The sequence below is a fragment of the Rhizobium sp. YJ-22 genome (assembly GCF_029601685.1).
Lineage (GTDB): Bacteria > Pseudomonadota > Alphaproteobacteria > Rhizobiales > Rhizobiaceae > Metarhizobium.
On record NZ_JARRIR010000011.1, the window covers coordinates 79,351 to 102,873 of the forward strand.

Annotated in this window: 21 protein-coding genes; 7 read left to right on the top strand and 14 right to left on the bottom strand. The window is 63.8% G+C overall.

Annotation, left to right across the window (positions count from 1 at the left end; genetic code table 11):
- Positions 1-180: 180 nt before the first annotated feature.
- Entirely contained in the window at positions 181-2,310 is a 2,130-nt protein-coding gene (locus P7F60_RS22915; RefSeq protein WP_277920014.1) for a TonB-dependent siderophore receptor, read from the top strand.
- Between the two features lie 44 nt (positions 2,311-2,354).
- Here P7F60_RS22915 and P7F60_RS22920 read toward each other — a convergent pair whose 3' ends face one another.
- A complete protein-coding gene (locus P7F60_RS22920; RefSeq protein WP_277920015.1) occupies positions 2,355-3,248 on the bottom strand; it encodes an AraC family transcriptional regulator in 894 nt (297 codons plus the stop codon).
- A 434-nt stretch (positions 3,249-3,682) separates the two neighbouring features.
- Here P7F60_RS22920 and P7F60_RS22925 point away from each other — a divergent pair, with 434 nt between their 5' ends.
- The 3 genes from P7F60_RS22925 to P7F60_RS22935 all read left to right on the top strand — a co-directional run bounded on the left by P7F60_RS22925 (position 3,683) and on the right by P7F60_RS22935 (position 5,819).
- On the top strand, positions 3,683-3,946 hold the full coding sequence (locus P7F60_RS22925) for a hypothetical protein (RefSeq protein ID WP_277920017.1): 264 nt from the start codon (positions 3,683-3,685) through the stop codon (positions 3,944-3,946).
- 198 nt (positions 3,947-4,144) lie between these two features.
- Positions 4,145-4,864, top strand: coding sequence for an MgtC/SapB family protein (locus P7F60_RS22930; RefSeq protein WP_277920018.1), 720 nt, complete (start codon positions 4,145-4,147; stop codon positions 4,862-4,864).
- 88 nt (positions 4,865-4,952) lie between these two features.
- The gene (locus P7F60_RS22935) at positions 4,953-5,819 is read left to right on the top strand and encodes a LysR family transcriptional regulator (RefSeq protein ID WP_277920019.1); all 867 of its coding nucleotides are present in this window, start codon (positions 4,953-4,955) and stop codon (positions 5,817-5,819) included.
- 54 nt (positions 5,820-5,873) lie between these two features.
- Here P7F60_RS22935 and P7F60_RS22940 read toward each other — a convergent pair whose 3' ends face one another.
- A complete protein-coding gene (locus tag P7F60_RS22940) occupies positions 5,874-6,551 on the bottom strand; it encodes a GntR family transcriptional regulator (RefSeq protein ID WP_277920020.1) in 678 nt (225 codons plus the stop codon).
- A 131-nt stretch (positions 6,552-6,682) separates the two neighbouring features.
- Here P7F60_RS22940 and P7F60_RS22945 point away from each other — a divergent pair, with 131 nt between their 5' ends.
- Positions 6,683-7,399, top strand: a complete 717-nt coding sequence (locus P7F60_RS22945; RefSeq protein ID WP_277920021.1) for an aspartate/glutamate racemase family protein — start codon at positions 6,683-6,685, stop codon at positions 7,397-7,399.
- Between the two features lie 33 nt (positions 7,400-7,432).
- Here P7F60_RS22945 and P7F60_RS22950 read toward each other — a convergent pair whose 3' ends face one another.
- Positions 7,433-7,867: an Lrp/AsnC family transcriptional regulator gene (locus P7F60_RS22950; protein WP_277920022.1), complete on the bottom strand. Its 435-nt coding sequence runs from the start codon at positions 7,865-7,867 to the stop codon at positions 7,433-7,435.
- Positions 7,868-7,994: 127 nt separating this feature from the next.
- Between P7F60_RS22950 and P7F60_RS22955 the strand changes: the two genes are divergently transcribed.
- Positions 7,995-11,045, top strand: coding sequence for an aminotransferase class III-fold pyridoxal phosphate-dependent enzyme (locus tag P7F60_RS22955; RefSeq protein ID WP_277920023.1), 3,051 nt, complete (start codon positions 7,995-7,997; stop codon positions 11,043-11,045).
- Positions 11,046-11,206: 161 nt separating this feature from the next.
- On the opposite strand, the gene P7F60_RS22960 is transcribed toward P7F60_RS22955, so the two are convergent.
- The 7 genes from P7F60_RS22960 to P7F60_RS22990 form a co-directional block, all read right to left on the bottom strand.
- Positions 11,207-11,902 carry a gamma-glutamyl-gamma-aminobutyrate hydrolase family protein gene (locus tag P7F60_RS22960; RefSeq protein WP_277920024.1) on the bottom strand — a complete coding sequence of 232 codons (696 nt, stop codon included), beginning with the start codon at positions 11,900-11,902 and terminating at the stop codon, positions 11,207-11,209.
- Positions 11,903-11,930: 28 nt separating this feature from the next.
- Positions 11,931-12,893, bottom strand: coding sequence for an ATP-binding cassette domain-containing protein (locus P7F60_RS22965; RefSeq protein ID WP_277920025.1), 963 nt, complete (start codon positions 12,891-12,893; stop codon positions 11,931-11,933).
- Positions 12,890-13,801: an ABC transporter ATP-binding protein gene (locus tag P7F60_RS22970; protein WP_277920026.1), complete on the bottom strand. Its 912-nt coding sequence runs from the start codon at positions 13,799-13,801 to the stop codon at positions 12,890-12,892. The genes P7F60_RS22965 and P7F60_RS22970 overlap by 4 nt, the downstream gene beginning before the upstream one ends.
- Complete coding sequence (locus P7F60_RS22975; protein ID WP_277920027.1) at positions 13,798-14,619, bottom strand: ABC transporter permease; 822 nt, start codon at positions 14,617-14,619, stop codon at positions 13,798-13,800. Before P7F60_RS22975 ends, P7F60_RS22970 begins: the two co-directional genes overlap by 4 nt.
- A 5-nt stretch (positions 14,620-14,624) precedes the next feature.
- Complete coding sequence (locus tag P7F60_RS22980) at positions 14,625-15,560, bottom strand: ABC transporter permease (RefSeq protein ID WP_277920028.1); 936 nt, start codon at positions 15,558-15,560, stop codon at positions 14,625-14,627.
- A gap of 84 nt (positions 15,561-15,644) precedes the next feature.
- Positions 15,645-17,237 (bottom strand): ABC transporter substrate-binding protein, encoded by a 1,593-nt coding sequence (locus P7F60_RS22985; RefSeq protein ID WP_277920029.1) that lies wholly within the window; start codon positions 17,235-17,237, stop codon positions 15,645-15,647.
- Between the two features lie 78 nt (positions 17,238-17,315).
- The gene (locus P7F60_RS22990; RefSeq protein ID WP_277920030.1) at positions 17,316-18,941 is read right to left on the bottom strand and encodes an amidohydrolase; all 1,626 of its coding nucleotides are present in this window, start codon (positions 18,939-18,941) and stop codon (positions 17,316-17,318) included.
- Between the two features lie 183 nt (positions 18,942-19,124).
- Here P7F60_RS22990 and P7F60_RS22995 point away from each other — a divergent pair, with 183 nt between their 5' ends.
- The gene (locus tag P7F60_RS22995) at positions 19,125-20,066 is read left to right on the top strand and encodes a LysR family transcriptional regulator (protein ID WP_277920031.1); all 942 of its coding nucleotides are present in this window, start codon (positions 19,125-19,127) and stop codon (positions 20,064-20,066) included.
- On the opposite strand, the gene P7F60_RS23000 is transcribed toward P7F60_RS22995, so the two are convergent.
- From P7F60_RS23000 to P7F60_RS23015, 4 genes are all read right to left on the bottom strand, one after another.
- On the bottom strand, positions 20,067-20,867 hold the full coding sequence (locus P7F60_RS23000) for a M55 family metallopeptidase (RefSeq protein ID WP_277920032.1): 801 nt from the start codon (positions 20,865-20,867) through the stop codon (positions 20,067-20,069).
- Positions 20,864-21,895 (bottom strand): P1 family peptidase, encoded by a 1,032-nt coding sequence (locus P7F60_RS23005; RefSeq protein WP_277920033.1) that lies wholly within the window; start codon positions 21,893-21,895, stop codon positions 20,864-20,866. The genes P7F60_RS23000 and P7F60_RS23005 overlap by 4 nt, the downstream gene beginning before the upstream one ends.
- A gap of 28 nt (positions 21,896-21,923) precedes the next feature.
- Entirely contained in the window at positions 21,924-22,775 is an 852-nt protein-coding gene (locus P7F60_RS23010) for a D-amino-acid transaminase (protein ID WP_277920034.1), read from the bottom strand.
- Between the two features lie 110 nt (positions 22,776-22,885).
- On the bottom strand, positions 22,886-23,503 hold the full coding sequence (locus P7F60_RS23015; protein ID WP_277920035.1) for a TerC family protein: 618 nt from the start codon (positions 23,501-23,503) through the stop codon (positions 22,886-22,888).
- Positions 23,504-23,523 lie beyond the last annotated feature (20 nt).

The following is a 23,523-nucleotide window of genomic DNA, read 5'->3' on the forward strand; positions in this document are numbered from 1 at the left end:
CGTCAACCGCCCTGCCGGCACAGACGGCAGGCGATACCGAGATTTCCGTTGGATCCTACAAAACCCCGGAAAGTTACAATACTGGATAGGACAGCTCAAGTTATGAGCCGTCAAGGGAATGAACGGCCCCCGGCCTCCGTCAAAGCCGGCAATGACGATATCAACTTCTGGAATGTGAACATGGACAACGAAAGAACGCGCGGTCATTCGAGGCAGGCCCTTATCCGCTATCGCAATGCGCTCCTGCTCGGCTGCACGGCACTCGCTGCGCTTTCGCCGGCCCTGGCGTTCGGCCAGGAGACCGATACCGCGAATGGCGGCACCGCCCTCAAGCCGATCATCCTTCAGGGCAGCGCGTCCGAAGCCGAAAACGATTCGAAGTCCATCGTCGCTACCAAGACGAAGAGCGGCAGCAAGATGGCGACGGATATCCTCGATACCCCGGCTTCCGTCTCGGTGATCACCTCCAAGGAAATCCAGCAGCGCGGCGCACAGGATGTCGAGCAGGTGCTGCAATACACCTCGGGCGTGGCGACCGATTTCTACGGTTCGGACGACCGCTTCGACTATTTCAAGATCCGCGGTTTCGACGCCTACCAGTATCGCGACGGCCTGACGCTCGGCAAACCCTTCGGCGCGCTGCGGGAGGAACCCTATGCCTTCGAACGCGTCGAAGTGCTCAAGGGCGCGAATTCGACCATCTTCGGCGTCTCCGATCCGGGCGGCTCGGTCAATTACGTCACCAAGCTGCCCAAGAGCGAGCGCTTCGGTGAGGCCTATGCCACGGGCGGCTCCTTCAACCGCCGCGAGGCCGGCTTCGATTTCGGCGACAACATCACCGCCGACGATACGCTTTCCTATCGCCTGACCGGAAAGCTCAAGAAGAGTGACGAGGAATACGACTATTCGCGCGACGACGAGAAATTCCTGATGGGCGGCATCACCTGGCGCCCCACGGACATGACCACGCTCAGCGTCGTCTACGATCATCTCGACCGCGACGGCGTTCCCGGCGGCGGCGGCCATCCCGTGGGGTCGGATTTCGATCGCAGCCGCTTCTTCGGCGAGCCCGATTACAATTACCGCGACGTCGACCGCGATACGCTCACCGTCATGCTCGACCATGACTTCGGCTCGGGCCTGACCTTCAGCTCGAACGCCCGCTACAGCGACGCCAAGAGCAATTTCGGCTATGCCTATATCGCGGCGACGCCGACCAACGGCTCGACCATCGCAAAGCGGGATTTCTTCGGCAATGACGGCGCCAGCCGCCAGTTCATCATCGACGCGCGCCTGCAATACGATGCAAGCTTCGATTCGGTCGACAGCCGCACCCTGGTCGGGGTCGAATATAACGACCTGTCCTCGCGCAGCGACAATTTCTACGGGCCGGCGCCCAGCATCGACTGGATGAACCCGGTCTACACCGGCGCGCCCGCCTCGGTGCCGCTGTATCAGAGCCTGAAGAACGACCAGAAGACCAAGGGCCTCTATATCCAGCAGGACCTGACCTTCTTCAACAAGCTGATCGCCAGCATCGGCCTGCGTAACGACTGGATGGATCTACATCAGCGCAACAATCTCAAGGGAACGACGACCGACGCCGATCTCAGCGAATTCACCAAGCGAGCCGGCCTGACCTATCGCATCACCGACGAGCTCGCCGCCTATGTGAGCTACGCCGAATCGGCTGTGCCGGCCTCGTTGACGGTCGACCCCGAGCGTGGCGAACAATGGGAAGCCGGTGTGAAATATCGGCCGGACGCGTTCCCGGCCCTGCTCACCGCCGCCGTCTACGACCTGACCAAGAACAACATTACCCGCACCAACCCGGCGACAGGTTTCCAGGAAACCATCGGCAAGGTGCGTGTGCGCGGTCTCGACCTCGAAGCCAAGGCTGAGCTGACCGACAAACTCAGCCTCACCGCCGCCTATTCCTACATGATGTCCGATATCGTCGAAAACGGTACGGGCGGAAACGTCGGAAACGAATTGTCCTTCGTGCCGAACCAGCTGGCATCGCTGTGGGTCAACTACACGCTACCCGGCGACGGAAAACGCGGCGACATGAATTTCGGCCTCGGCGCGCGCTATTCCGGCTCTTATTTCTTCAACGACGCAAACACGCAATCGACTGGCGGCAGCATCGTCTTCGACGCCGCATTCGCCTACAAGATTCGTGAGAACACCGCGTTCGAAGTCAATGTCAGCAACCTGTTCGACGAGAAGCATGTCGACTACGGCGGCTTCGGCGCCGACTGGTACAATCCCGGCCGCGCCGTCTACGCGACGATCCGCCAGACCTGGTGACGATTCAGCCCCGTCCGCAGCCTGCGGGCGGGCGCTCGTTTGTGTTACCGCAATTGCCGTATCCGCCGCCAGGCGGCGGGCGTATCGCCGGCGATCTGGCGAAATGTCTTGGTCAGGTGCGCCTGATCGGAAAAGCCGAGCTGCACGGCGATGTCGGCCACCGACAGCTCGCTTTCCAGCAGGAGTTGCTTTGCCCGGTCGACGCGTTTTCCGAGCTGCCATTGCAGCGGCGTCCTGCCGGTCGTCTGCTTGAAGACATTGGCGAACCAGCTTTCGGAGAGACCGACTGTCGCGGCCATCTCGGCAATCGTCAGGCGGCAGTCGCCCTCGGCTTCGACGCGCGCCGTCAGCCTGTTCATCTGCGCCTGGGTCAGCCGGCCGTTTCCGTTCCTGCCGTCGTCCTCGGGAATGTCCAGCAGGCCGGTGACAATGCTGCCGACGAGGCTTTCGGCGTAGACGACATGTTTCGACGGCGCGGCGATTTCATCGACCAGCAGGCCGGCCAGCGTCTCGATGGCGCCGAGATCCTGGATTTCCACCGGCTGGCGCAGCGCCGACAGCGCCGCCGAGGCCCCGACCGAGGGCGACAGGAAGCGCATCAGCCGGTCGCGATGCAGATGCAGGTTGAGGTGTGAGAAACGGTGGGTGGATTTGCTGGTGGTCCACATCGGAACCCCCGCCGGCACATAGACCGCGCGGGTCATCGGCCGCGAATGCTGCGCCAGTTCCCCGTCGCGATTCGACATGCGGATGCGCGAGGAGACGTCGCTGAAGAAAACCATGATGCGCGGGTCGTCGGCGAGATAATAGCCCTTGGCCCCCGCCTGGCTCTCCGCCTCCCAGAAAACGCCGACAAGCCCGTCGAAGCGCCGCCACTTGACCGGCGCCACGACGCGAATGCCCTCGGTATGCCAAACCATCGAGTGCCAAAAACTCAATTTTCCCATCACTCCAGCTTGGCATGGCCCGTCGCGTCGGCCAGCGGCAGCATTTCGAAGTCGAACGCCCTTTGGCGACGCTATCAAAGATGAATCTTCCCTGCGCCGCCCGGAACAGTTTTATAACATGAGTAAATTTATCATGTTAATCCGCGGACGGCAAGTATCTCAATATGTGCCAACGCGAGCGCTCACAACCCGGAACCCGGTGGTGAATGTCGCTCAGCCGGCATTCCAAACCGCCTTCTCCGGTTTTCCCCTGAGAAATCCTCATCGGCCTGCTCGCCTCCTTGGCCGAAGACACCCATCTGATAAGGATATCTGACGCCGAGGCTGGAATGGAGACCGCCTGACAGCACGCGCCCGCAGCGATGGTGCGATCATCGCCTCCCAGCGCCGACGTGGCCCAGCCATCATAACCCGAAGAGGATGCCATGCCCAAAAAACCCAAGCTCGAGCATTCGGAACTGTCCGGTGAATTCACTCAGGATGGCGTCACCCTGTTGATCGACATCTACCGGCCGGCCGGAACCCAGCAGGACTGGAAACTTGAGGTCGTCACCCAGAACGAAGATCTCTTCGAATGGGAGGAGCCGTTCGCCACCGATCGCGAGGCATTCGATGAATTCCTGGCCACCGTCGAGCGGGATGGAATTCACTCGTTTCTGGAAGAGGACGACGTCCCATCGGTACATTAGCCCATGCCCACCCTGACGTCTTGCTCTCCCGCATTTCCTGAGGCCATCCGTGCCTGACTTGCGCCCCATCGGGAACATTCGGCCAGGCCAGATGTTGTTTGCCTCGGTTACGAGCATAAGGCATATTCGCCAGGTCGCCGTGAAGGCGCGTGCCGAGCTCGGCGAATATGCGGCATTGTCTTTTCCGGGTGGTCGAACATGAGCGCTTCCTTGGACTGGATGCCGGTTTATCCATCGATGGCGGACATCCTGCTTCGCATCATCCTTTCGGTCGTCGCCGGCGCCGTGATCGGCTTCAATCGCCAGCGCGGCGGCCACGCCGCCGGATTCCGGACGACGATCCTGATCACCCTGGCCGCCTGCCTTGCGATGATCCAGGCCAACATGCTGCTGGGCGTGGCAGGGAAGACGCCGGATTCCTTCGCCGTAATGGATACGCTTCGCTTTCCGCTGGGCGTCCTGACGGGCGTCGGCTTTATCGGCGGCGGCGCGATCCTGCGGCGGGGCGATGCCGTTACCGGCGTGACGACGGCGGCGACGATCTGGGTGATGACCGCCATCGGCCTTTGCATCGGCGGCGGCCAGATCTTTCTCGGCATCGGTGCGACCCTGGTCGCCCTGATCGTCCTCGCGCCGCTCAAATTCATCGATCAATGGCTGGAACGCAAGACGGGCGCGCGTATGACCCTTCGCCTCGCTGCCGGCGCGGATCCATTCGCGCCGGTGACGATGCTGGAGAATCTCGGTTATGCCGTACAGCCTTTGCGGGTGCGACGGATCGACGATGGCGGCCTGGAAGCGACATTCGAGTTGAAATGGCATTCGCGAGACACCGCCGGCGCTGCGGAAAAGCTCTATGCCGACGTCAACGCCAATTTCATGATCAAGGATTGCACCTTCATCCGGACGGCAACGTGACGCGCGGTCGCCGCCAGCATGTCTATCCGCTTGCCGGCCAGGATGTTTCGCACTGGCGTACTGATCCGGAATTCCCTATTGCAGATCGATGGATGGCAAGACTTTCACACAACTTGACTGGGACGACCTGCGCCATTTCCTTGCGCTCGCCACGGCCGGCACATTCCTCGGCGCCGCAAAACGGCTGGGCGTCGAACATGCGACGATCAGCCGGCGGGTCTTAGCACTCGAAATGCGTCTTGGACGAAAGCTCGTCGACCGGCGCGGCCGCCGGTTCGTTCTGACCTCCGATGGGGAAAAGGTCGCCGAACTCGCCGCGACGATCGCCTTGCAGGCTGCGGCGATCGAACAATTGGGCCGAACCGGGACGACCGACCTTCGGGGCCATGTCCGTATCAGTGCGCCGCCGGCGCTTTCCAGCATGCTCCTCGCCAGACCGCTCGTCGATCTTCGCCGTCGCCATCCCGGAATCCAGATCACGCTTGTCGGCGAAAAACGCTTCGCGTCGCTCAACCGGAGGGAGGCGGATATCGCCGTGCGCCTGTCGCGTCCCGAGGAAGGTGATTACGTCATCATGAAAGTCGGCGAGATCGGATTCCATCTCTATGCGGCGGAAGACTATCTCAGCTCGATCCCGCCGGAGGAATGGACGTTCATCGGCTATGACGACTCGATGAACGCGGCCGCGCAGCAGATACGCCTCCTGGAAATCGCCGCCGGCCGGCCCGTGGCGCTTCGGTCTTCCGTCTTGGAATTCCAGGCCGCTGCCGCCCGGGCCGGCGGGGGCGTCGTCATGCTGCCCGACTTTGCCGCGGAACAAAGCCCTGGCCTCCGCCGCGTCGAGGAGGAGGAGGCATTGACCAGGGATGTCTGGCTCGTCGTCCATTCACAGATCAAGGACGTCCCTGCGATCCGGCCTGTCGTCGATGCCCTCAAGTCGGCGTTTCGCCGCTAGGTTGCCGCCCCGGCAGCGGCTTGCGCTCCAACAGAGGGTGCGTTCGCGACAACATCAGGTCAGCGCGGCGCGCAAATCATGGGAGAGGTCGCGGATATCGCTCAAATCCAGCGCGGCCTCCACATGCTCGAGATGATGTGCCATCAGTTGCGTGGCCCTCGTGCTGTCCCCGGCCGAGACCGCATCGACGATTTCCGCATGCTCGTCCGGGCCGCAATTGAAACGGGTGGTGTTGCGGTAAACGGCGGTAATCAGCGAGCTGCGGGCGATGAGATCGCGCATGGTCGTGAACAGGAAATCCGAGCCGACCAGTTCTGCCAGCAGCAGGTGAAACCCGCCTGACAGCTTGATGATATCGGTGGTGACGTCCTGCGCGTTCGCCTCGCGCTCCCGGGCGACATGATCGCGCAGGCGTTTGACATCGGCCTTCGATACCGCAGCGCAAAGCCGCTCGACGACGCAGCGCTCGACAGTGCGGCGCACGAAGAAGACGTCACGCGCCTCTTCGACCGAGGGCTTGCAGACGAAGGCGCCGCGGTTGGGGATGATTGTCACCAATCCGTCGCGCTCGAGAAGGGTCAAGGCACGACGCACCCGCGCCCGGCTGACGTGAAAGACGGCCGCGATCTGCTCTTCCTTCAATTGCACGCCTGGACGCAGGCGCCGCTCCGCTATCGAAAGCCAAACCTTTTCGACAATCTGCTCGACCGAACTCGACGCAGGCTCGCTCATCCGTCTCCTCCATGCCGGTTCAGACAAGCTCGTTCGGGGCAAAAAAGTCAACATCCGCATGTGCCCGCGATAATATTGTAGACAATAATGATTATTATTGTACACTGAATTCACCTTCCGAGAATTTCATCATGCACATCCACCTCATCAATCCCAATTCCACCGCCTCCATGACCGCACAGGCGCTCGAAAGCGCTCTTCTGGTCAAGAATGCCGGTACGACGCTTTCGGCCTCGAACCCGGCCGATTCGCCTGTCAGCATCGAGGGCGGCGCCGACGAGGCGATGGCTGTGCCGGCCATGCTGGCGGAAATCCGCAAGGGGGAGGCCCGGGGTATCGATGCCTATGTGCTTGCCTGTTTCGACGATCCCGGCCTCCATGCCGCGCGCGAGGTCGCCCGCGGCCCGGTCATCGGCATCTGCCAGGCGGCGGTGCAGGTGGCGATGACCATCAGCCGCCGCTTCAGCATCATCACCACGCTATCCCGTTCGGTGCCGATCATCGAGGATCTCGTCGATGGCTATGGTGCGGGGCGCCATTGCCGAAACGTTCGAGCGATCGACTTACCTGTGCTCCACCTCGAGGAGGATCCAGCCGAAGCCGAACGATTGCTACGTGCGGAAATCGAGATTGCCAGACGGGAAGACCGTGCCGAAGCCATCGTCCTCGGTTGCGCCGGTATGTCGTCGCTCTGCGACCGTCTCAGGCAAGCGACCGGCATCCCGGTCATCGACGGCGTCACCGCCGCCGTCAAGCTGGCGGAAGCGCTGGTCGGCGCCGGTTACGCCACCTCCAAGGTGAACGCCTATGCCTATCCACGGGTAAAGCACGCGGCATGCGCCGTCTAAAGCACGAGGCCGAAGCGGCGTGGCACGATGTGCCTAACTTCGCTCGATATCCCGCCGCAGCACGATGGATGTGGTGAGATCCTCGACATGGTCGAGGGTGGCGACCTCGTTGCGCAATTCGTTGAGCGCATTGATTGAAGCAACCTCGACCTCGACCACCAGATCGAGATGGCCGCTGACCGAGGACACTTTGCGCACCGCCGGAAAGCCGGCGAGCCGATCCAGCACCCCGAGCGACGGCGTGCGTTTCAGCGTGACCAGCAGGAAAGCCCGGATCTGCCCCTCGTCGAGCGAGCCGATATCGGCGCGGTAGCCCCGGATGATGCCGGCCTTTTCCAGCCGGCCGACGCGCTCGGTGGTGGCGCTGCGCGACAGGCCGATGCGGCCCGCGAGTGTCTTCATCGCGATCCGCGCCTCCCGGCTGAGGATGCTGAGGATGGTGCGGTCGATGGCGTCGATGTCCTGCATGGCTCCTCCCCCGTCCGCGCCGACAAGATGACGGTTAGTCCAAACAAAGTGCCGGCGCAACCGGCATCATGCCGGATGCGGCCAAGCGTCGTCCATGCGATTTTCCCTCCAGCAAAGAGGATGCCCCATGAACGACATGCTGAAGACGACCCCGGATTTCTCTATCGACGCCGCCGCCACGTTGCTCGCTGAGCATTACGGTCTTTCGGGCGCGCTTTCGCCGCTCGCCAGCGAGCGCGACCAGAATTTCAAGGTGGAGACGGCCGAGGGCACCTTCATCCTCAAGATCGTCAATGCCGCCGAGCCGCAGGTGGAGAGCGATTTCCAGACGGCGATGCTCGCCCATCTCGGCGCCCATGCCGGCGATCTCCCGGTGCCGCATATCCGCCCGACGCTTTCGGACGAAAGCCTTGCCAGCGTGACGGGGTCTCAGGGGCTCGATCACCGCATCCGGCTGGTCAGCTGGATCGAGGGCCTGCCGCTGGCCGAGACGGCGCGCAGCGATGCGGCGCTGAATTCCCTCGGCCATATGCTTGGCCGTTTCGATGCGGCGCTGAAGGGTTTCATGCATCCGGGCGCCCTGCGCGATCTCGATTGGGATATCCGCAAGGCCGGCCGCTCCACCGGGCGCCTGCACCACATCGCCGCCGCCGGGGACCGGGCGCTGCTGGAGCGTTTCCTCCAGCGTTTCGAAGCCCTTGCCCCCCGCCTTGCGACGCTGCGGGCCGCCGTCATCCACAATGACGCCAATGACTGGAACGTGCTGGTCGACGCGCAGGATGCCGACCGCATCTGCGGCCTCATCGATCTCGGCGATGCGCTGCATGCGCCCGTCATCGCCGAAGTCGCCATCGCCGCCGCCTATGCCGGCCTCGACCATGCCGATCCCATCGGCGCGGCGGCGGAAATCGCCCGGGGTTTCCATGCGGAATATCCGCTGCTGGAAGAAGAAATCGACCTTCTCTACGATCTCATCGCCATCCGCCTCGTCACCTCGGTCACCATGTCCGCCTCGCGGCGCAGCCATACCGATGACAATCCCTATCTGGCGATCAGCGAACGGCCCGCCTGGGAATTGCTGCGCAAGCTCGACCGCATGAACCCGCGTTTCGCCACCGCCATCCTGCGGCAGGCTTGCGGTTTCGAGGCCGCCCCCGGCGCCCGCGCCGTCATCGACTGGATCGACCGGAACCGTAAATCGCTGAAACCCCTGCTGGAACGCCCGGCCGCGACCTATCCGGCGGCACTGGTGCCCTATGGCGACCCCACCCATCCGATGACCGTTCTCTCCGCCGCCGAGCGGCCGGACGAGGCGCAGGCGATCTGGGAGGCCTATGCCCGCGAAAACGGCGTGGAACTCGGCATCGGCCCCTTCGCCGAGGAACGCACCGTCTATGCCGGCGAGATGTTCGTCTCGCGCTTCATCGACGGCGCGCGCCGCACCCGCCATCTCGGCTTCGACCTGTTCATGGCCGCCGGCACGAAAGTCTTCTCGCCGCTGGCCGCCACCGTCGTCAGCGTCGAGATCGAAAAGGATCCGCTGGGTTACGGCTGCCTGATCGCGCTGCGCCACGAGCCCGAGGGCTGCCCGCCCTTCATCTCGCTCTGGGGCCATCTCGCGCATGAAGCGATGCAGCGCCTGAGGGCAGGGGATCGGCTGGAGGCCGGCGCACTGGTCGGCCACATGGGGGCATCGACGGAAAACGGCGGCTGGGCGCCGCATCTGCACCTGCAGCTTTCCACCGATACGCATCTGACCGCCACCGAGATCCTCGGCGTCGGCGAGCCGCGTTACCTCGATGTCTGGGCCGAACTGTTCCCGGATGCCCGCACCTTTGCCGGCATCGCCAGGGAGTTCTTCGAACGGCAGGGACGTTCGCATGAGGAGATCGTCAAACTGCGGCGCGAACTGCTGCTGCCGAACCTCTCGATTTCCTATGAAAAGCCGATCAAGTTCGTGCGCGGCGAAGGCGTCTGGCTGATCGACGACAGCGGCCGCGCCTATCTCGATTGCTTCAACAATGTCTGCCATATCGGCCACGCCCATCCGGTGGTCGTGGAGGCAATGGCGAAGCAGGCGGCGACGCTGAACACCAACACCCGCTACCTGCACGACAATATCGTCGCCTATGCCGAGCGGCTGACGGCGACGCTGCCGAAGGAATTGACGGTCGCCGGTTTCGTCAACAGCGGCTCGGAAGCCAACGGGCTGGCGCTGCGCATGATGCGCGCCCATACCGGCCGCGAAAACGCCATCACGCTCGACTGGTCTTATCACGGCACCTCGCAGGAGCTGATCGACATCAGCCCCTATAAATTCCGCCGCAAGGGCGGCAAGGGCCAGAAGCCGCATATCCATGTCGCCGCCGTCCCGGACAGCTATCATGCGCCCTCCGATTGGCCCATCGAGGAGCATGGCAAGCGCTTCGCCGAAAGCGTTGCCGAACAAATCGCCGTCATGAAGGCCAGGGGTGAAGGCCCGGGCTTCTTCATCGCCGAATCCATCCCCAGCGTCGCCGGCCAGGTTTTCCTGCCGGAAGGCTATCTCAGGGAGGTTTACCGTCTGGTGCGCGAGGCGGGCGGTGTCTGCATCGCCGATGAGGTGCAGGTCGGCTTCGGCCGCGTCGGCAGCCATTGGTGGGCCTTCGAAACGCAAGGGGTGGTGCCGGATATCGTCACCATGGGCAAGCCGATTGGCGACGGCCATCCGCTGGCGGCGGTGGTCACCACCCGCGAGATCACCGACAGTTTTGATAACGGCATGGAATATTTCAACACGTTCGGCGGCAATCCGGTCTCCTGCGCCGTCGGCCTTGCCGTGCTCGATGTCATCGAAAGCCAAGATCTGCGCGGCAATGCGCTGGCGACCGGCAATTACCTGATGGACGCTTTCCGCGATATGCAGAAACGCTACGAGGCCATCGGCGACGTGCGCGGCCTCGGCCTGTTCCTCGGCATCGAGCTGGTGACCGACCGCAAGACCAGACTGCCCGCCACCGAATTCGCCCGCGCCGTCTCCAACGGCGCCCGCCGCCGTGGCGTGCTGATGGGCACCGAGGGACCGCATGACAACGTGCTGAAGATGCGCCCGCCGATGATCTTTTCGAAACGCGACGCCGACCACCTGATCGCCATTCTCGAAGAGACGTTTGCGGACGTTCAAAAGACGCTGGGCTGAGACCGTTTTGGGATATTGACCGGGAGGTGACCTGCCGGTCGGTCAAGGCAGCAACTTATGCAACAGACGCTGCTCAAAGTCCCTTCTCCCCTCGTGGAGAAGGAGCTTGGTATCGGCGTGCCCCATCTGCAATTGTCCCGCTTGGTCGGCAAGCGGATGCCCTATTTGCCCGCTGCTTTCACAAAAGCATCGAATATCCGCGCGCCGGGGTGGCTGGCGAAGTCAAGCCTTTCGGGATGCCATTGCAGGCCCATGGCGAAGGATTTCGACGGCAGTTCGATTGCCTCGATGACGCCGTCCGTACCCCGCGCCGTCACGACCACGGCGTTGGAGGTTTCGACAAGCGCCTCGCGGTGAAACGTGTTGACGCTGAAGCTTTCAGTGCCAAAAATCGCCGCCATTCTGGTGCCGCCGATCATCTGCACGTCGTGACGCATATCCCCGCGGTCATGGTCGAGCGACCCCGGCCACGAGGCACGGACATCCGACACCATGCGGCAGCCATGCAGGCAGCCGAGCATCTGCATTCCGTTGCAAATTCCGAGAACCGGCTTGTCGCGCGCCAGGAATCCTCGCATCAACGCAATCTCGACGGCGAGGCGATCGGATGGCGGATATTGCGACTGGTCGCCGTCGGCATACCATTCCGCCGGGAATCGTATCCGCCCGCCGACACTGAGAAAGCCGTCGAATTCCTCGACGAGGTCGTCGGCCATATCAGGCGCGTAGGGAATGCCGAAGGCGAAGGCCCCGGCCCGGTCGAGCGCGGAGAAGTAACCTTTCGACGTATCATAGCGGTCGCCACCGGAACTGGTGTTCTCGTCCATGATCACCGCGATCTTCGGCTTGCGGTTCATTGCTTTTCCACCTGTTTGTATGTGTGATTTACGCCATCGCCAGCCGGACTTTGTGGTTCGCGCCAATCTCCACCAACTCCGACGGCGCGGGCGGTGTGAAGACATCCGGCGAGGCGCTGCCATCCGAGACGAAGCGGCGGTCGGCAAGCAACGGCATTTCCGCCCTCTCATCCTGCCTTCCAACTGGCTTCAGCGCCACATCCGGGTCGGGAATGGCGGCGATCAGCCGACGGGTATAGGGATGGGTCGGCGCTTCGAAGATCTGCCGCCAGCCGCCTTCCTCCACCACTTCGCCGAAGAACATCACCAGCACCCGGTCGCTCATATGCTCGACCACGCTCAAGTCGTGGCTGATCATGATGTAGGACAGCCCCAGCTTTTCCTGCAGATCGAGCAGCAGGTTGATGATCTGGGCGCGGATCGAGACGTCGAGAGCCGAGACCGGCTCGTCGAGCACGACGATCTCCGGTTCGAGGATCAGGGCGCGGGCAATGCCGATGCGCTGGCGTTGGCCGCCGGAAAATTCATGCGGATAACGCTTCGCCTGCTCCGGCGTCAGCCCGACATTTTTCAGCATCGCCTCGATGCGGCCTTCGATTTCCGAAGCGGCGGTGATGCCGTGCAGACGCAGCGGCGCGGCGAGCGAGGTGCGCACCGACTGGCGCGGGTTGAGCGAGGCATAGGGGTCTTGAAAGACCATCTGCACCGCCTTGGCGCGCTGCATCCGCCCCGGCGCGCCGGGACCGTTGAGCGGCTGGCCGCGATAGCGGATCGCCCCTTCGGTCGGCTCCTGCAGACCGAGGATGGAAAGCGCCGTCGTCGATTTGCCGCAGCCGGATTCGCCGACGATGGACAGGCATTCGCCCTTGGCCAGCGAAAAGCTGATGCCGTTGACGGCGTGCAGCATGCGCTTTCCCGTACCCAGCAAGCCGCCGCCCGCAATCGGGAAGCGGACATGGAGATCATCCACCTGCAACAAAGGCTGTGTCACAGCTGGCCTCCTTCCGCCACGCGGGGCGCGATGAAGCGCGTTTCGGTCAGCTTCGAGCGATCGGCGATGATGCTATCGATATCGACGAGGCGCTGGCGGCCATGTTCGCTGCGGCTTCCAAGGCGCGGCAGGGCGCCGAGCAATCCGCGCGTATAATCATGGCGCGGATTGTCGAACAGCGCCCGCGTCTCGTTTTCCTCGACGAGGCAGCCGCCATACATGACGCCGACGCGCTGGCAGATGCTGGCGATGACGCCGAGATCGTGGCTGATGAACAGCACCGCCGTGCCGCGCGCCGCGCAAAGCTCCTTGATCAGCCTGAGCACCTCGGCCTGCACGGTGACGTCGAGCGCCGTGGTCGGCTCGTCGGCGATCAGCAGGTCGGGATTGCAGGCCAGCGCCATGGCGATCATCACCCGCTGCCGCAAGCCGCCGGACATCTGGTGCGGAAAGTTTTTCGCCCGCCGGTCGGGATTGGGCACGCGGACATTGGCCAGCGCCTCGATGGCGAGCTTGTGGGCCTCGTCCCAACTCTTGCCCTGATGCAGCACGAACATTTCGGCGATCTGCCGTCCCACAGTCGACAGCGGGTTGAGCGCCGTCATCGGTTCCTGGAAGATCATGGTGATACGGTTGCCGCGCAGGCCGCGCATCTCGCGTTTGGGCAGCGAAAGCAGGTTCTGGCCCTTGAACAGGATCTCGCCGCCGGAAACGGCGAGCGGCTTTTTCAGCAACCCCATGACGGCCAGCGAGGTCACCGACTTGCCGGAACCGGATTCGCCGACCAGCCCATAGGCCTCGCCCGGCATGATCTGGAAAGACACGCCCTTCAGCAGCGGATGGGTGACGGTGCGGCCGGCGGCGACGCCGAGGCGCAGATCCCTGATGTCGAGAAGCGGCGCGGTCATGGCTTGCGCGTCCTCATATGCGGGTCGAGGCTGTCGCGCAGCCCGTCGCCGAGAAGGTTGAAGCCGAGCACCGACAGGAAGATGGCAAGGCCGGGGAAGATCGCAACCCAGGGCGCAAGCTGGATGAGCTGGCGCGCATCGGTCAGCATCGAGCCCCAGCTCGGAAACGGCGGCTGGATGCCGAGGCCGAGAAAGGAGAGCGCTGCTTCCGACAGCACCGCCGAGCCCATGCCCAGCGTCGCCATGACCAGGATCGGCCCCATCATGTTCGGCAGGATCTGCGTGAACATGATGCGCAGATCGCCGTACCCCAGCGTCTGCGCCGCCTGCACATAGCCCTGCGATTTCAGCGAGAGCGTCGAGGAGCGGGCGATGCGGCAGGTCCAGCTCCAGTTGGTAAGGCCGAGTGCGATCAGCAGCGACGGCAGACCGGGGCCGAGCACGGCCATGACGGCGAGCGCGAAGATCAGCGAGGGAATGGCGAGCATGACATTGGTCAGCCCGTTCACCAGATCGTCCCACCAGCCGCCCCAATAGCCGGCGGTCATGCCGAGGGTGATGCCGATCAGCGAGTTGATCACCTGCGAGACGATGCCGACCGTCAGCGAGATCTGCGCGCCATAGAGGATGCGGGTATAGACGTCACGCCCCTGCGCATCCGTGCCGAACCAGAAGGTGGCGTCGGGCGGCAGTTCGGAATTCATCAGATCCGCATCGAGCACGGGGTCGAAGGGCGCGATCCAGTGGGCGAGAACACCGGCGAGGATGACCAGCGCCGTCAGGCTTGCGCCGAGCCAGAAGTTGAAGCCGAGGCGCATTGCCGTCACTCCTGCTTGATGCGCGGATCGATCGCGGCATAGACCAGATCGACGGCCGTGTTGATGACCAGGAACCACAGCACGATGACCAGGATCGTGCCCTGCACCACGGGAATGTCGCGGATGGCGACGCTATCGACCAGCAGCGAGCCGATGCCCGGCCAGGCGAACAGCTTTTCGATGACCACCGCCTGGCCGATCAGCGAACCGAATTGCAGCCCGACCGTGGTGACGATCAGCACCAGCGCATTGCGCGCCACATGCCAGCGCACCACCTTGATCTCGCTCATGCCCTTGGAATGGGCGGTGCGGATGAAATCGGCGTTCAGCACATCGAGCACGCCGGCTCGCGTGGTGCGCGCCAGAAGCGCCAGCGGCGTCACGCCGAGCGTTATGGCGGGCAGGATGAGGTTGTTGAACGAGCCGTCGCCATAGCCAAAACTCGGCAGCCAGTTCAGTTGCAGGGCGAAGAGATACATCATCAAGAGCCCCAGCCAGAATTGCGGCATGGAGAGGCCCGAGACCGCGCCGACCATCGTCACCGTATCGAGGATCGAGCCGGGCCGGAGCGCCGCCAGAAACCCGAGCGGCACGCCGACGAGAATGGCGAAGACCATAGCGGCGATCGCCAGTTTCAGCGAGGCTCCCATGCGGTCGTTGATGAGGTCGATGACCGGCTGACGGGTGCGGAAACTGGTGCCGAGATCGAAATGCGCAAGGTCGGTGACATAGCTCACGAAGCGCTCCGTCACCGGCTTGTTGAGCCCGAATTCCTCGTTGAGGCGGGCGATCATCTGCGGGTCGGCGGCGCGCTTGCCATCGGAAAACAGGCTCGAGGCGAAGGTGCCGGGCACGACCGAGAAGATGACGAAGATCAGCAGCGCCACCACGACGACAGTCGGAATGATCTGCAGGATGCGGCGCAGGGTGAAACGAAGCATTGACGGTTCCGTGTTGGCCGCCCTTCGCGGGCGCGACAATCGATTGAGGGGCGACGCAAACGCCGCCCCCGAACCATTCAAGGCTTATTTGCGCGATGCCGGCGCGGTATCGTCAATCCAGATATCGTCATAGGGCTGGACCGCCAGTTCGTTTGCGTTCGGCACCAGGCCGTGGATCCACGGCTGGTAGGCCATGACCGCCTTGTTGTAGTTGAAGAACCAGACCGGGGCATCGTCCTGCACGATGTTGTTGGCCTGGCGCAGCAGATCGTTCTGCTTGGCGGGATCCCGTTCCTGCTGGGCCGCCTCATAGAGCTTGTCGAAATCCGGGCTCGAATAGCTCGTGTAGTTGCAGGCCGATTGCGCCGTCTTGGAATAGTAGCAGCGCAGCGCGTTCAGCGGATCGGGACCGGAGAGGTTCGACCAGATGAAGGCCTGGAAGTTGTTGGTCGTCACCGCCTCGCCGAGCGCGGAGCTTTCCACCGGCTTCGGCTTCACGGTGATGCCGACCTTCTTCAGCATCGGCAGGATGGCCTCGACGATCGGCACGCCCCAGCTTTCGTTCGGGCTCGCCGTCACCTCGAATTCGAAGCCGTCGGCAAAGCCGGCTTCCTTCAGCAGCGCCTTGGCCTTTTCCGGATCGTAGGCATAGGGCGCCTTGTCCTTGTCGTAAGCCGGCGAGGAGATCGGCAGCCAACCGGAGGCCGGATAGGCCTTGTTCTTGACGAGGCGCTCGATGATCAGCGGCGCATTGATGGCGTAGTTGATCGCCTGGCGCACGCGCTTGTCCTTGAAGGGACCGTAGGCCGGGTTAAAGCCGATATTGCGGGTATAGACCTCGGCGACTTCCAGCAGGTGGTCCTTCAGGCCTTCCTCGCCCTGATAGGCCTGGTATTGCGTCGGCCCAAGAACCGAAACGTCGATTTCCTTGTTGCGGAAGGCGACGTCGCGGGCGGCATCCTCGGCCATCAGCACGATGTTGATGCGGTCGAGATAGGGTTTTCCTTCCTCGTAATACTTGTCGAATTTTTCGACGACGACCTGCGAGCCCGGCACATGCTCCTTGAAGACGAAGGCGCCGAGGCCGACCGGGGTCTTGCCGAAGCTCGATTCGTCGGAGACATTCGAAGGATAGATGACCACCGTGTTCTGCATCAGCTGGAAGCCGGGATTGAAGGGGCCGGTAAAGGTGATCTCCAGCGTGTTGTCGTCGATCTTCTTGAGGCCGGAAATCTCCTCGGCCTTGCCGGCGATGTAATCATCGGCGCCCTTGATGATGGCGATGAAGCTGGCGCCGGGGAAGGCGTTCTTGGGATTGGCGATGCGTTTGTAGCTGTAGATGATGTCGTCCGCCGTCAGCGGCTTGCCGTTGTGGAACACGGCGTTCTTGCGCAGGTGATAGGTGTGGACCGTGCCATCGGCGGAAACGTCTTCCGAGGTCGCCAGTTCCAGCACCGGCTTGTTGTCGTGCGAATCCCAGCTATAGAGCGCCCGATGGATGGCCTGGGTGATGAACTCTTCCTGCGTGTTCGGGCTGGCCTGCACGTCGAGCGTGGCGAAGCTCGACCCGTAGGGCGCGGTAAAGAACAGCGTTCCTCCATGGCGCTCGCCGGCAGCCAATGCGCCGGTTGCCACGCCAAGGCTGAGCATCGCGGCCAGTGTCATTCTTTTCAGCATGTCGTTCTCCCTCTCGTGCCGTTTTCGGCCTCGTTTCGATTGGTGTGAGTATTTCCGGTGGAAATACTCAGGCAGGCCTTACCGCGCGTCGTGCACGACGCGGCCCGCAAGCAAGGTCAGCAGGCAGCGCGTGCCTGAGAGAATGGTCTGCGGATCGGCGGTCAACAGATCGTTGTCGAAGACCGCGATATCGGCCCATTGGCCCGGCACCAGCCGGCCCTTCACCGCCTCTGCCTTCTGCGAATAGGCGCCGTATTCGGTATAGGCCTGCAGCGCCTCTTCCCGGCTCAGCCGCTCGGTCTCATCCATGACCGTGCCCTTGCCGGTCTTTCGAGTGATCATCGCGTAAAGATCCGGGAAGGGATTGGGTGAGCAGACCGGAGAATCCGAGCCGGTCGAGGGCTTCAGGCCCATGCGCATCCAGGTGCCGATCGGGTAGGAGGCCATACCACGTTCTTCGCCCAGCACGGAAATATAGCTGTCGCCGAAATCGTGGATGAAGGCCATCTGCGGCGCCGGCAGGATGCCCGCCGCCTGCATGCGCGCATTTTGCGCCGGGGTCGCATAGCCGCAGTGCTCGACGCGGTGGCGGCGGTCGGGATCGGGATTGGCGGCCAGCGCCTTCTCGTAGGCAGTGATCAATTGCTCGATCGCCCCGTCGCCGATGGCGTGGCAGGCCATCTGATAGCCGCGATCATGGCAATCCCGAACGATGGACTCGACCGTCTCGTCCGGCAGCATCTGCACGCCGATATTGTCCGGTTCGCCCTCGTAAGGCCTGGTCATCCAGGCGGTGCGCCCACCGGCCGAACCGTCGAGAAAAATTTTCACGCCGCCGACGCGCAGCATGTCGTCGCCGACGCCGGAGATCAGCCCCGCCCGCCAGCAATCCTCGACGATGGAAACGCCGGGGTCGCCGAGCAGCGTCAGCCAGACGCGCACCGGCAGGCGGCCGGAAAGCTTGGCCATTTCATAGGCCTGGATTTCGGCGAAGCCGGCGACATGGCCGACCGCGGCGTCCATGCAGCTGGTGATGCCGAAGGAAAGCAAATGCTTGCCGCCGCGCTCGATGCCGTCGATCACCTCCTCAAGGGTCGCCTCAGGCATGGCGGCCTTGACGAGGTTCTGGGCGTTTTCAGCCAGGAAACCGTTCAGTCGTCCCGCGGTCAGGCCGATAACGCCGCCATCCGGCACCGGCGTTTCCTCGGTGATGCCGGAAAGCGCCAGCGCCATCGAATTGGCGATGGAGACATGGCCGCAGGCCCGCGTCAAAAGCACGGGATGATCAGGCGCGGCGGCGTCCAGTTCCTCGCGGGTCGGGTGGCGGCCGATGTCGAGCTTGACCTGGTCGTAACCCCGGGCGCGCACCCAGCCGCCCTTCGGCGTCGTCGCGGCGCGATCGGAAATTTGTTTCGTCAGCGCGGCCAGTGTCGGCGCGGTCGCGGGCGTGGCATCCACCCAGCCCATGGCGATACCGGTCGAGACCAGATGCAGGTGGTTGTCGATCAGGCCGGGGCAGGCAAAGCGGCCTTGAAGATCGATGACCTCGGTCTGCGGCCCCTTAAGTCCGAGGATATCGGCATTGTCGCCGGTAGCGAGAACCTTGCCCTGCCAGACGGCGACAGCCTCGACGCTGCCTTCCGCCCGGCCGCACCAGATGCGGCCGCCATGCAGGATAAGATCGGCATGAATTCCGATTGCCATTCACAACTCCCCTCTCGGCGCCGGTTGGCTGGCGGTGCCGCCTTTATTCGCACACAACCTGAAAGCTCGCGCGTCGCTTGGCCAATTCGCTTTTCGCAACATGCCATGCGAAATCGGCATACCCATTTCGATTGAAAGACTTATGATGCCGACACTGGGCACGAAACGGGGAAGGCGGGGAAAATGGAAATCAAATGGCTGGAGGATTTCGTGACACTTGCCGACACCTCCAGTTTTTCACGCGCCGCCGAGATGCGCAATGTCACGCAGCCAGCCTTCAGCCGCCGAATCAAACAACTGGAAGGCTGGATGGGCGCGACGCTGATCAGCCGCGCCACCATGCCAGCCGAGCTGACCCCGGCGGGGCGAAACTTCCTGCCCGTGGCGCAGGAGGCGATCCGCACGTTGTATGCGGCGCGCGAGACGTTGCGGCCCTCGCATGAGGTGGGCCTCCTGCGTTTCGCGGCGCTGCACACCCTGACCGTCACCTTCTTCCCGCACTGGCTGAAGGCGCTTGAAAAGGCAGGCGGGGCCTTCAGCACCTCGCTGATGCCGGACCGCGGCGGTATCGAGGCCAATCTGGAGTCGCTGGTCGGCGACGAGGCGGATTTCTTCCTCACCTATGCGCATCCGGAAGTGCCCTTCCATCTCGATCGCGGGAAATTCGCCGCGCTGACAGTCGCCCATGACCGGCTGGTGCCGCTGGTCGCTCCCACGGTCGTGATGTCGGGTGCGCCGCAACCGGGGCGCAACCTTCTGGACCGTGCCGTTGCCGAGCCACGGCTCGCGGTCCCCTATCTCAGCTACGGCTTCAATTCCTTCTTCGGCGTGGCGCTGTCGCGCCTGCTGCTGCGCCGTCCGCCGTTTCGCCGCCGCACCACGCATGAAAATACCATCAGCGCCGGACTGATGAACATGGCGATGACGGGCGCCGGCATCTGCTGGCTGCCGGAAAGCCTGGCGCGCGACGAGATCGAGACCGGCCGCCTCGTCCGCGCCTCGGCGGACGAGGGCTGGAACCTCGATCTCGACATCCGCCTCTATCGCCACGCCGCCAGCCGCAACCGCAAGGTCGACGACCTCTGGCGCATCGCGAAGAATTTGGTCGAACGCGAGCCGGCCTGACTACACCTTGAGGAACAGCAGGGCGCGCAAAATCTCCGCAAAATCCTTGTGCTCGAAGGCGACGGCGCGGGGACCGTGGGCTTTCGCGCCCGGATACCAGCCGGCCCGATAGGCGCAGGTCGGATCGCTGAACTCGATCACCACCTCATAGTGATCCGCCATTGCAGGCAGCGCGCGGGTGAAATCGCCCGACAACACCTCCGCCACGCCTTCGCGGATCAGGCGGCGCGACCAGGCGGGCGAGATCGAGATGGTCGCCTTGCCCTTCCCTTCCAGCGTCTCCACCGCCGCCAGCCCCGGCACCATGGCGCGGGCTTCGGCACAAATGCCGGCATCGCCGGCAAGGAACACCGAGGGCACGCCGTAACGGGCGGCGCAAAGCGTGTTGAAGGTGAATTCGGAGGCAACCTCGCCATTCAGCAGCAGCCGCGAGATGCGCATGTTCGAGGTATGGGCGAGCGGATTGGCCTCCGTGCCGGCCTTGGAGTGATAGCCGGTATAGATCGCGGCGGCAAAGCCCGCATCGATGCCGAACATCATCTCGTCGGGATGGCCGGACCAGCCGCGCACGATGCGCACATAATCCGGCAACCGGTCGAGAAGCAGGTTGCGGCCGCTGTCATGCGCGTCCTTGATCACCACTTCGGTGGCCCCGGCCGCACGCGCGCCCTCGCAGGCGGCGATCACCTCGCCGGTCATCAGGGCGCGGAATTCGGCCCCGTCGGAATGGGAGCGGTCGGCCTCGTTCCATTGGGCGATGCCTGCGGTTCCTTCGATATCGGCGGAGATGAAGACTTTCATGAGTTCTCCTTGAGCCAGTCGGCGAGGGCGGGATAGAGACGGCCGTTGCGCGCCGGGGTCGCCGGGGCAAGGCACAATGCGTTGAGCACCGCTTCCTGGGTCGCTTCGGTCGCGGCGCGGAAGGCGAGATCGATATGGGTGTCGGACAGCCGCTCCTGGGTGGAAATCGGCTTGGCGGGCTCGTGCTCGACCGCACCGGCCGTGGTGAAACAGAGCACGACATCGCCGCTGCCATGGCCCCAGAAGGCGCCGAGCCTGGCGATACCGGCTGCGCCACGCCGGGCGACGCGCTGCAATTGCCGGTCGCCGAGCGGCAGATCGGTCGCGATGACGACGATGATCGAGCCGCGCTCCGGGCTGGAAGGTGCGCGCGGATCGGGACGGCGCCCATCCGGCAGGACGAGATCGCCGGCCGCGCCGAAATTGGCGAGCACCAGCGCGCCGAGCATGAAATCGTGTCTGGCGATGCGGATGACCCGCGAGGCCGTGCCGATGCCGGCCTTGAAGCCGAAGGCGGTCATGCCCGATCCGGCCCCCACCGCCCCCTGCTCCACCGGCCCGAAGCTGGCGGCATCCAGCGCCGCCTCCGCATCCTCTGGCGTCACGGCCATCGCCTGGATGTCGTTGATAGCCCCGTCATTGCACTCGCAGACCAGCGCATTGACCGTCGAGGTCTTGCGCCCGATCTGCGGATTGGCGGCGATGGCGCGGGCGATCAATGCTTGCGTGCAGGCGGCGACGCCAAATGTGTTGGTGAGCAGGATCGGCGTCTCGATGGTGCCGAGTTCGGCCACCTGCATCAGCCCCGCCGACTTGCCGAAGCCGTTGATGACTTCGACCGCCGCGCGCGGCTTCAGGCGGAACGGATCGTCCTCATGCGGCAGGATGGCCGTGACGCCGGTGAAAATCCCCTCGCCGCGCAGCGAGCGGTGGCCGACCGCGACACCCGGCACATCCGTGATCGCATTGTGCGGGCCCGGCTCCAGCCTGCCCGGCGCAATCAATCCCCAGTCCCGCGCCGTTCTCATCCCCATATCTCCCAAAGCGTCCGCCGTTCTAGGCCGAAATCCCGGCCGCTTCCAGATAGAGCGCCTGCAGGCGCCGGGTCATCGGCCCCGGCCTGCCGTCGCCGATGACCCGGTCGCCGATGCGCACCACTGGCATGACCAGGCTGGAGGCGGAGGTCTGGAAGGCTTCCGCCGCACTTTGCGCCTCCTCCGGCGTGAACGCCCGCGCCTCGATGCTCAGGCCTTCGGCCTGACACAGGCGGGCCAGCGCCCGCTGGGTGCAGCCGGGCAGCGTCGCCTGAGAGGCGGCGCGGGTGAGGATGCGGCCATCGGCGGTGATGACATGCGCAGTCGACGAGGCGCCCTCGGTCACCCGGCCATCTTCCACCAGCCAGACGTCGTCGAAGCCGCCGGCCCGTGCCGTCTTCTTGGCCATGACCTGGCCGAGCAGCATGGTGGTCTTGATGTCGCGCCGCTGCCAGCGCGGATCGGCGATCAGGTCGACGGCGATGCCCTCGCGCTGCGCTTTGGTGCCGGTCAGGGTCTTTGCCTGGGTAAAACCGATCAGCTTCGGCACCAGTGTCTCCGCATGGAGGAAATCGCGATCCGCCTCACCGCGCGACACCTGCAGGTAGACGATACCGTCCCGCAGGCCGTTACGGGCGATCAACTCCGACTGGACGGCGACGATCGCGTCGACGGACAGGCCGAGCGGAATATCCAACTCCCGGAGCGAGCGTTCGAGGCGGGCAAGATGCAGATCGTTGTCGATCATCCGCCCGGCCATCACCGCCGTCACCTCGTAGACGGCGTCGCCGAACAGAAAGCCGCGATCGAAAAGGCCGATCCGGGCTTTCTCTTCCGGAACGAACGCGCCGTGGACATAGACGATCCTGCCCATGATTTCCTCATTGCACCTGTTGTCATCGGCGCAAAGCATTGCTGCGACTCGACGTGGCTGGCCAATTCAATTTGCGCAACGGGTCATGCAAGATCGGCCTGGGATGATGTTCAGCCGGCGGCCGCCGCGACATACGGCATGACTTCCTGGGCGCCGCGATAGATCATGTCGAGCGCGACATAGAGAATGATGGCCAAGCCGATATAGGCGATCCAGCGATGCCTGTTGAGCAAATGGGCGATGAAGTTCGCGGCAATGCCCATCAGCGCGATCGACAAAGCGAGGCCGACGATCAGGACGCTCGGATGTTCGCGCGCCGCGCCGGCGACCGCAAGCACGTTGTCGAGCGACATGGAGACGTCGGCGACGACGATCTGTATGACCGCCTGGGCGAAGGACTTCTTCGGGGCGGCCGCATTCTCCGCCTCCGTTTCGTCACTCTGGCCGGACCGCAGCTCGCGCCACATCTTCCAGCACACCCATAGCAGCAGCAGGCCGCCGGCCAGCAGCAGCCCGATGATCGCCAGCAGATGAACGGCGATGGTGGCGAAGAGAATGCGCAGCACCGTCGCGACCAGAATACCGACGAGGATCGCCTTGCGACGCTGGGTAGCTTCGAGGCCCGCCGCCGCGAGACCGATCACCACGGCATTGTCACCGGCCAGAACGAGATCGATTGCGATGACTTGCAGAAGCGCCGTCAGGCCGGCGGCCGTGAAGATATCCATGTCAGCTTGCTTTCTTCCAG

What these genes read in the sequence shown, in the direction of transcription:
- P7F60_RS22915 (WP_277920014.1), top strand. Translation starts at nt 181, where the DNA reads ATGGACAACGAAAGAACGCGCGGTCATTCGAGGCAGGCCCTTATCCGC.
- P7F60_RS22925 (WP_277920017.1), top strand. Translation starts at nt 3,683, where the DNA reads ATGCCCAAAAAACCCAAGCTCGAGCATTCGGAACTGTCCGGTGAATTC.
- P7F60_RS22930 (WP_277920018.1), top strand. Translation starts at nt 4,145, where the DNA reads ATGAGCGCTTCCTTGGACTGGATGCCGGTTTATCCATCGATGGCGGAC.
- P7F60_RS22935 (WP_277920019.1), top strand. Translation starts at nt 4,953, where the DNA reads ATGGATGGCAAGACTTTCACACAACTTGACTGGGACGACCTGCGCCAT.
- P7F60_RS22940 (WP_277920020.1), bottom strand. Translation starts at nt 6,551, where the DNA reads ATGAGCGAGCCTGCGTCGAGTTCGGTCGAGCAGATTGTCGAAAAGGTT.
- P7F60_RS22945 (WP_277920021.1), top strand. Translation starts at nt 6,683, where the DNA reads ATGCACATCCACCTCATCAATCCCAATTCCACCGCCTCCATGACCGCA.
- P7F60_RS22950 (WP_277920022.1), bottom strand. Translation starts at nt 7,867, where the DNA reads ATGCAGGACATCGACGCCATCGACCGCACCATCCTCAGCATCCTCAGC.
- P7F60_RS22955 (WP_277920023.1), top strand. Translation starts at nt 7,995, where the DNA reads ATGAACGACATGCTGAAGACGACCCCGGATTTCTCTATCGACGCCGCC.
- P7F60_RS22960 (WP_277920024.1), bottom strand. Translation starts at nt 11,902, where the DNA reads ATGAACCGCAAGCCGAAGATCGCGGTGATCATGGACGAGAACACCAGT.
- P7F60_RS22970 (WP_277920026.1), bottom strand. Translation starts at nt 13,801, where the DNA reads ATGACCGCGCCGCTTCTCGACATCAGGGATCTGCGCCTCGGCGTCGCC.
- P7F60_RS22975 (WP_277920027.1), bottom strand. Translation starts at nt 14,619, where the DNA reads ATGCGCCTCGGCTTCAACTTCTGGCTCGGCGCAAGCCTGACGGCGCTG.
- P7F60_RS22980 (WP_277920028.1), bottom strand. Translation starts at nt 15,560, where the DNA reads ATGCTTCGTTTCACCCTGCGCCGCATCCTGCAGATCATTCCGACTGTC.
- P7F60_RS22985 (WP_277920029.1), bottom strand. Translation starts at nt 17,237, where the DNA reads ATGCTGAAAAGAATGACACTGGCCGCGATGCTCAGCCTTGGCGTGGCA.
- P7F60_RS22990 (WP_277920030.1), bottom strand. Translation starts at nt 18,941, where the DNA reads ATGGCAATCGGAATTCATGCCGATCTTATCCTGCATGGCGGCCGCATC.
- P7F60_RS22995 (WP_277920031.1), top strand. Translation starts at nt 19,125, where the DNA reads ATGGAAATCAAATGGCTGGAGGATTTCGTGACACTTGCCGACACCTCC.
- P7F60_RS23000 (WP_277920032.1), bottom strand. Translation starts at nt 20,867, where the DNA reads ATGAAAGTCTTCATCTCCGCCGATATCGAAGGAACCGCAGGCATCGCC.
- P7F60_RS23005 (WP_277920033.1), bottom strand. Translation starts at nt 21,895, where the DNA reads ATGAGAACGGCGCGGGACTGGGGATTGATTGCGCCGGGCAGGCTGGAG.
- P7F60_RS23010 (WP_277920034.1), bottom strand. Translation starts at nt 22,775, where the DNA reads ATGGGCAGGATCGTCTATGTCCACGGCGCGTTCGTTCCGGAAGAGAAA.
- P7F60_RS23015 (WP_277920035.1), bottom strand. Translation starts at nt 23,503, where the DNA reads ATGGATATCTTCACGGCCGCCGGCCTGACGGCGCTTCTGCAAGTCATC.